The following is a 6,070-nucleotide window of genomic DNA, read 5'->3' as shown; positions in this document are numbered from 1 at the left end:
AGAAAGACTCGCACGGGCAGGATACTACAGTATCCTAGACCGGTACGAGTCTGTGCACTTATGCGATTGAACCGCCGTGTACCGAACGGTACGCACGGTGGTGTGAGAGGACGGGACTAAACGTCCCTCCTACTCGGTTCCCAATTTACGTTACAGATATTGCTGCATGACGCGCAGGTAGTCGCGCCTGCCGTGGAAAATGGCCATGATATAGACCCGACCCTCGGCCCTTTCGTACCGGTAGAGCAGCAGATAGTCCTTGTGCGTCAGAAAACGGAAGCCGCTGCTCTTCAGCATCCGGTCCTGCGGGAATGCACCGGATTCCGGGAACTGCGCCAGGATCGCCGTCTGCTCCTGCAGCTCCCGGACAAAGCGGACGGCAAGCTCCCGGCTGCCGGACCGTTTTGCAAGATGAACGGCGATCTCCCAGAGATCGTTTTTCGCCGTCCCGGTGAACACGACCTGCGTGCTCATTCCTGAGGAGCCTCCAGCTCCCCGAGAAGCTCATCAAAGACAGCGTCTGCGGACTGCACCCGGCCCAGCCGGATGTCGTCCATCGCCTGGGCAAGGTGAGCGTACATGGACAGCTTTGCCTCCAGTTCGCTGATGCGGAGCAGCTGCTCCTGATACTCCTCGTGGCTGAGAAGGACGGTGTCCTCCTTGCCGTTGACAGTGATCGCGACTGGATTCTGCCGGGTCAGGGCAGAGATCTGCGCATAATTCGTGCGGATATCCTTAGACGGCCGGATGGAAATGCCATGGTTCATAGCAACACCTCCTATTGATGGTAGTCATATTATATCCTGATTCTGCTACTATGTCAAGGAAATGATCGAGGAGGACCGATCGGTCCTCCTCCAAACATTTATCGGACGTTTTCCTCGTTTTTGCAGAATTCGCGGCGGCCGGTCCACTCATAGAGCTTCTGATCGATCGGCAGGCGCTGCTCCACGGGGAGCATGGGGTGGAAGGGCTTATGCGGCTCCGTCTGGTACCAGTAGGCCGTGGTGGACCAGTCGTCGCTGCGGTTGTTGTTGTGCCCGTGCTCGAACGTCACGCGGATGTGCCTGTCGAACATGATGGGGTCGAGGATGTGGAAGCGGTAATACGATGCCATGCCCTTGTAGTTGTCCATGGGCGAGAGCGTGCAGCCGTTATAGAGCGCGTGGTATTCCTGCGTCGGGCACCACGCAAGGCCGAGATAGTCCTCCATGCCTGTGCCGTGCAGACGGGGCGGCCACGGCTCATCGTCGATCAGAATGGCATCGTCGCCCTCCCCGAACCAGTCCCACTCGCTGCTGTTTTCCAGATTATGGATGTTGATGTTGCAGCCGACATACTGGCCGCTGCCCTCGGCGTCCAGCAGGACGTAGTTGCCCTCTGCGGAGAGATGCTTGTCCTGCTCGCCGCCCATGATCCATTCCATATGGCGGGAACGTGCCGAGGAGGGGACGCCGTCCGTCGGGCATTCGCGGTTCCAGAGCGCGTGGAAGTACAGCGTGTTTTCCGGCAGGGAATCGACCTGCTCGTAATCCACATAGAAATAGAAGTGCAGCGGGCTGCAGCATTCGTTCTTCACGGTGAAGCGGGCGCGCCTGCGGAACGGCATCGGAAACCAGCAGTTGAAGCCGCGGCCATCCTCCGGCGTGATCTGCAGGGGAGCACTGGCAAAGCTCTTTGTGATGCCGTGACCCATGCCGAAAAAGTCGCCGAGAGGCGCCTGGATGCTCGGCTCCGTTTCGTCGTCCCAGTAGACATTCAGCACGACCTTGCGGACGTTGAATTCCTCCGTGCCGATGCCGCATTCCGGGCGGCGTTTGTTCGGGTTGCCGATGGTGCAGAAAAAGTGCGTGACGATGCCGGGACCCTGCAGGTCGGCGAAGAGATACGTCTCGCCGGAGGGAATGAGGACATTGTCGTTATTGCCGCCCGTCGGGTCGCAGGAGGCGACGCGCATGCGCTTGCCTGCGCGCTTGACAAAGAGATTTTCAAGATTTGCCGGTTGATATTCGCTCATGATCGATGATTTTCCTTCCTAAAAATAAAACGCAGTGCGCTTAAAGCTGCGCAATGCTGTGCTGCTCGTGGATGATCGTCTCGACGACGTCCTTGCGCGGTGTGCGTTTTGCCGGATTGGCGACCATTTCCAGCAGGCGCTCCGCTGCGACCTTGGCCATTTTGCGGCGCGGGGAGAAAACCGAGGTGATGGCCGTTGGGGCCAGCGGGGTAATCAGCTCATCGAAGCTGACGAGCGAGATATCACGGCCGGGGGCAAGGGAGAGATCCATACACGCGCGCACCGCGCCGGTGCAGAGCTCCTCGCTGCAGCACACGATGGCCGTTGGCGGGTCCGGCATGGTCATCATCAGCCGCGTCTGGGTATAGCCGTCCACGGCAGCCGCCGCGCAGCAGCGCACCAGTGCGGGGTCCTGCTCCACGCCGACCTCGCGCAGGGCACGCAGGCAGCCTGCCAGCCGGTCCGCGCCGATGTTCATGGGGCTGTTGAGCACCAAAAGACCGATGCGGCGGTGGCCCTTTTCTGTCAGGCGGCGCGTCAGCTCATAGCAGGCAGGCTCGTTGTCAAACGAGATGCTGCTGAACGAGCTGCCCGGCATGTCGCGGTCGACGAGCAGCAGCGGCTTGTCAAAGGACTCGAGGTCCTTCAGGCGCGCGGCCGTCGGCACGAGGAGCACGCCGTCGAGCATGTGATAGAAGCGCTGCAGGAAGGCGGCGGGGTCTGCGACCGGGTCCTCGCCGCTGGCAGAGACGATGGTGAGATAGCCATGCTTGCGGAACACATGCTCTGCCGTCTGTGCGATGAAGCCGAAGAAGTCGTGCGTGAAGTTCGGCACGATAATGCCGAGGATCTTGGACTGCCCCGTGACCATGGAGGCGGCGAAATTATTTGGTACATAGGACAGCTCGCGGGCAGCCTGTTCGACACGCCGGCGCGTTTCTTCGCTGACGCGGTCCAGCCCGTTCAGCACGCGCGAGACAGTCGAAACTGCTACACCGGCCCGCTCGGCAACGTCGCGAATGGTCACGGATTGATAAGCGCGCTTTTGGCGGCCCATGGTGCATCCCTCCCGGAAAGACCTGAAATAATCATATGTTCGTAAACAAAACCTTAGATTGACCCTGTGAAATAAGCATGTCTTTACACAATACTATTATACAGGCCATTCTACGGCTGTCAAGCATGATTTGTGATGTGCGCTTTCTTACGCTATTATGTAACAAAATAAAACGCTTGTTAAGAGCGATATGCATTCCGGGCGGCGACATCGGCCGGAAAAAATCGTCAGAATGCACAATTCGCAAAGGAAATTTTTGTGAAAACGTTTCGATTGACACGGCGTAAAAAAAGTGGTATTCTCTTGTACGAGCCATTGAGGGAGCCGTTCACCCGACCGCGTGCAGCTGTTCCCTGAGCGCCTGTTCCTTCGAAATCATCGGAATTGGTAAACTCCGCTCCGATCCGGCTCATGAGGTATGCATGAAACAAAACGCAAAATCCGCCATTTTCACCCATGAGAACGGCAAGCGCCTGCTGCGGCAGCTGCTCCTGCTGCTCCCGGCCTGGATCGTCCTGGCACTCGGTATCGCCATGAGCGTGTTCTCGGGCGTCGGCTCCGATACGAACACCTCGTTCCAGCAGGGGCTGGGCCGCATGCTCGGCCTGCAGACCGGAACGGTCACACTGATCTTCAACTGCACCGTTCTCGCGATTTTCATCTTCGCGAATCGCTCCCTTGTGGGCCTCGGCTCCCTTGTCATCGGCTTCGGCCTCGGCCCGCTGCTGAACCTGTACCTTGACCTGCTGGGGAAGATTTTTCCGACCATGCCGCCGATGTGGGCACGCATCGCCCTTTGCACCCTCGGTGTTGTGATTGCCTGCATCGCGCTCGGCTGGTATGTACAGCTCGACGCCGGTGTGCAGCCCATGGACATGCTCATCCTGACCGTGGCAAAGCTCATCCGTAAGAGCTACGGTACGGCGATGTATGTGTACTGCGGCTTCATGCTGCTGACCACCTGGCTGACGGGCGGTGACATCGGCGTCGGCACGTTCATCAATCTGCTGCTGGGCGGCAAGCTGTGCGATGTGTTCGCCGCCATGTGGCGGCCGCTCATCCGCCGCCTTGGCGTGGGATCTAAGAAGGAGGAAACAACATGAACATCCCTGAACTCATCCATAAGGCCATCGCGGCAAGAGAATTTGCCTATGCACCTTACTCTAATTTCTGCGTCGGTGCAGCCCTCCTGACGAAGAGCGGCAAGATCTACACCGGCTGCAATGTGGAAAATGCCGGCTACAGCGCCACGAACTGCGCCGAGCGCACGGCCTTCTTCAAGGCGGTCAGCGAGGGCGAGCGCGAGTTTGCGGCCATCGCCATCGTCGGCGGTCCGCGCGGCCCGCTGACGGAGTACTGCTCTCCCTGCGGTGTGTGCCGTCAGGTCATGGCCGAGTTCTGCGATCCGGACGAATTCCTCGTCATCCACGGCAAGACGCCGGAGGATTACAAGCAGTTCACCCTGCGCGAGATGCTGCCGGAGGGCGGCTTCCCCGCCGCGAACAAGGGCTTCTTTGCCAAACCCCAGGCTTAAAAAGTCGCCCCTGAATCAATCCTCTGCGGCGGATGCCGGATCTTTTCCGCCGATCCATCGGTTCGGAAAGCTTGACGTACACAAAGTACGCCTGCACGTTCCAAACCTCGACTCGACGAAAAATTCCTCGCCGTCCGCTCTTGAGAATTGAATCAGCGGCTCCCTGATTCACAAAATAACATGACATTTAGTCTGACAGCAGACTGAATAACAACGGTATTTGGTCCGCTTGCGGACTGAGTATAAAAATGTATCACATTTAGGAGGCAACATGAAAAAGAGAATCTTTTGTCTGATTCTCGCGCTTGTCATGGTCCTGTCCCTGGCCGCTTGCGCCGGCTCCGGCAATGACAACACCGAGAACACCAAGGACACCACGACCAACACTGAGGGCAGCGAAGCTACCACTCCGGTTTCCGGCGGCGAGGCTGAGCTGGCCCTGATCACCGATGCCAACTCTATCGACGACCGCGGCTTCAACCAGTTCTCCTGGGAAGGCCTGAAGCAGTACGCCGAAGAGAACGGCAAGACCTACACCTACTACACCCCGATCGACCAGTCCACGCAGAGCTACCTCTCCGCCATTGAGGGCGCTGTCAACAACGGTGCAAAGCTCATCGTGACCCCGGGCTTCCTGTTCGGCGAAGCCATCTACAAGGCTCAGACCATGTATCCGGACGTCCACTTCGTTCTGGTCGACGCCACCCCGACCCTTGATGACGACACCGTCATCGCAGACAACACCTGCTCCATCTTCTTTGCGGAAGAGCAGTCCGGCTTCCTGGCGGGCTATGCTGCTGTCAAGGAAGGCTATCGCAAGCTCGGCTTCTTCGGCGCTCTGGCTGTTCCTGCTGTCGTTCGTTACGGCTACGGCTTCGTGGACGGCGCGGAATACGCTGCCAAGGAGCTCGGCCTTGAGGCTGGCTCCATTGAGATGAAGTACACCTATACCGGCGCTTTCGGCAACTCTCCTGACTTCCAGGCGAAGGCTGCTGCATGGTATCAGTCCGGCACCGAGTGCATCTTCGGCTGCGGCGGCCCGGACAACGTCTTCGCGGCCTGCGAGGCCACCGGCGGCGACTGCGTCTCCATCGGCGTTGATACCGACATGTCCCAGATCACCGAGACCTGCCTGACCTCCGCCATGAAGATGCTCGTTCCGGCTGTTTACGGCGCGATTAAGGCTTACTACAATGACACGTTCCCCGGCGGCACGAGCGAGACTCTGACCATCAACGATGATGCTGTTGGTCTTCCCATGGAGACCTCCCGCTTCAAGAACTTCACGCAGGCTGACTATGATGCCATCGTCGAAGTCCTGAAGGCTGACAAGGACGGCGTTACCTCCAGCATCCACCGCGATGTCGATGCGGATGGCAACACGGTCACCATCGAGGATGTTGCAGCGACCCTGCAGTATGTGACGGTTCAGGTCGTCGAGTAAACGACTATGAGATAAGGC

Annotated in this window: 7 protein-coding genes; 3 read left to right on the top strand and 4 right to left on the bottom strand. The window is 58.7% G+C overall.

Annotated elements, in window-relative coordinates; translation table 11 throughout:
- Window positions 1-150: 150 nt before the first annotated feature.
- From ACMKFF_RS00990 to ACMKFF_RS00975, 4 genes are all read right to left on the bottom strand, one after another.
- Window positions 151-474: a type II toxin-antitoxin system RelE/ParE family toxin gene (locus ACMKFF_RS00990; protein WP_419495768.1), complete on the bottom strand. Its 324-nt coding sequence runs from the start codon at window positions 472-474 to the stop codon at window positions 151-153.
- Window positions 471-767, bottom strand: coding sequence for a type II toxin-antitoxin system Phd/YefM family antitoxin (locus ACMKFF_RS00985; protein ID WP_349136680.1), 297 nt, complete (start codon window positions 765-767; stop codon window positions 471-473). The genes ACMKFF_RS00990 and ACMKFF_RS00985 overlap by 4 nt, the downstream gene beginning before the upstream one ends.
- A 98-nt stretch (window positions 768-865) precedes the next feature.
- The gene (locus ACMKFF_RS00980) at window positions 866-2,017 is read right to left on the bottom strand and encodes a glycoside hydrolase family 172 protein (RefSeq protein ID WP_367927475.1); all 1,152 of its coding nucleotides are present in this window, start codon (window positions 2,015-2,017) and stop codon (window positions 866-868) included.
- A gap of 40 nt (window positions 2,018-2,057) precedes the next feature.
- The gene (locus ACMKFF_RS00975) at window positions 2,058-3,074 is read right to left on the bottom strand and encodes a LacI family DNA-binding transcriptional regulator (protein ID WP_419495767.1); all 1,017 of its coding nucleotides are present in this window, start codon (window positions 3,072-3,074) and stop codon (window positions 2,058-2,060) included.
- Between the two features lie 422 nt (window positions 3,075-3,496).
- Here ACMKFF_RS00975 and ACMKFF_RS00970 point away from each other — a divergent pair, with 422 nt between their 5' ends.
- From ACMKFF_RS00970 to ACMKFF_RS00960, 3 genes are all read left to right on the top strand, one after another.
- A complete protein-coding gene (locus ACMKFF_RS00970) occupies window positions 3,497-4,177 on the top strand; it encodes a YczE/YyaS/YitT family protein (protein WP_419495766.1) in 681 nt (226 codons plus the stop codon).
- A complete protein-coding gene (locus tag ACMKFF_RS00965) occupies window positions 4,174-4,608 on the top strand; it encodes a cytidine deaminase (protein ID WP_419495765.1) in 435 nt (144 codons plus the stop codon). Before ACMKFF_RS00970 ends, ACMKFF_RS00965 begins: the two co-directional genes overlap by 4 nt.
- Before the next feature lie 271 nt (window positions 4,609-4,879).
- On the top strand, window positions 4,880-6,052 hold the full coding sequence (locus ACMKFF_RS00960) for a BMP family ABC transporter substrate-binding protein (RefSeq protein WP_419495764.1): 1,173 nt from the start codon (window positions 4,880-4,882) through the stop codon (window positions 6,050-6,052).
- Window positions 6,053-6,070: the final 18 nt, after the last annotated feature.

Source organism: Faecousia sp. (assembly GCF_048519415.1).
Taxonomy (GTDB): Bacteria; Bacillota; Clostridia; order Oscillospirales; family Oscillospiraceae; genus JAZOXB01.
This window is presented reverse-complemented; position numbering and strand designations above follow the sequence as displayed.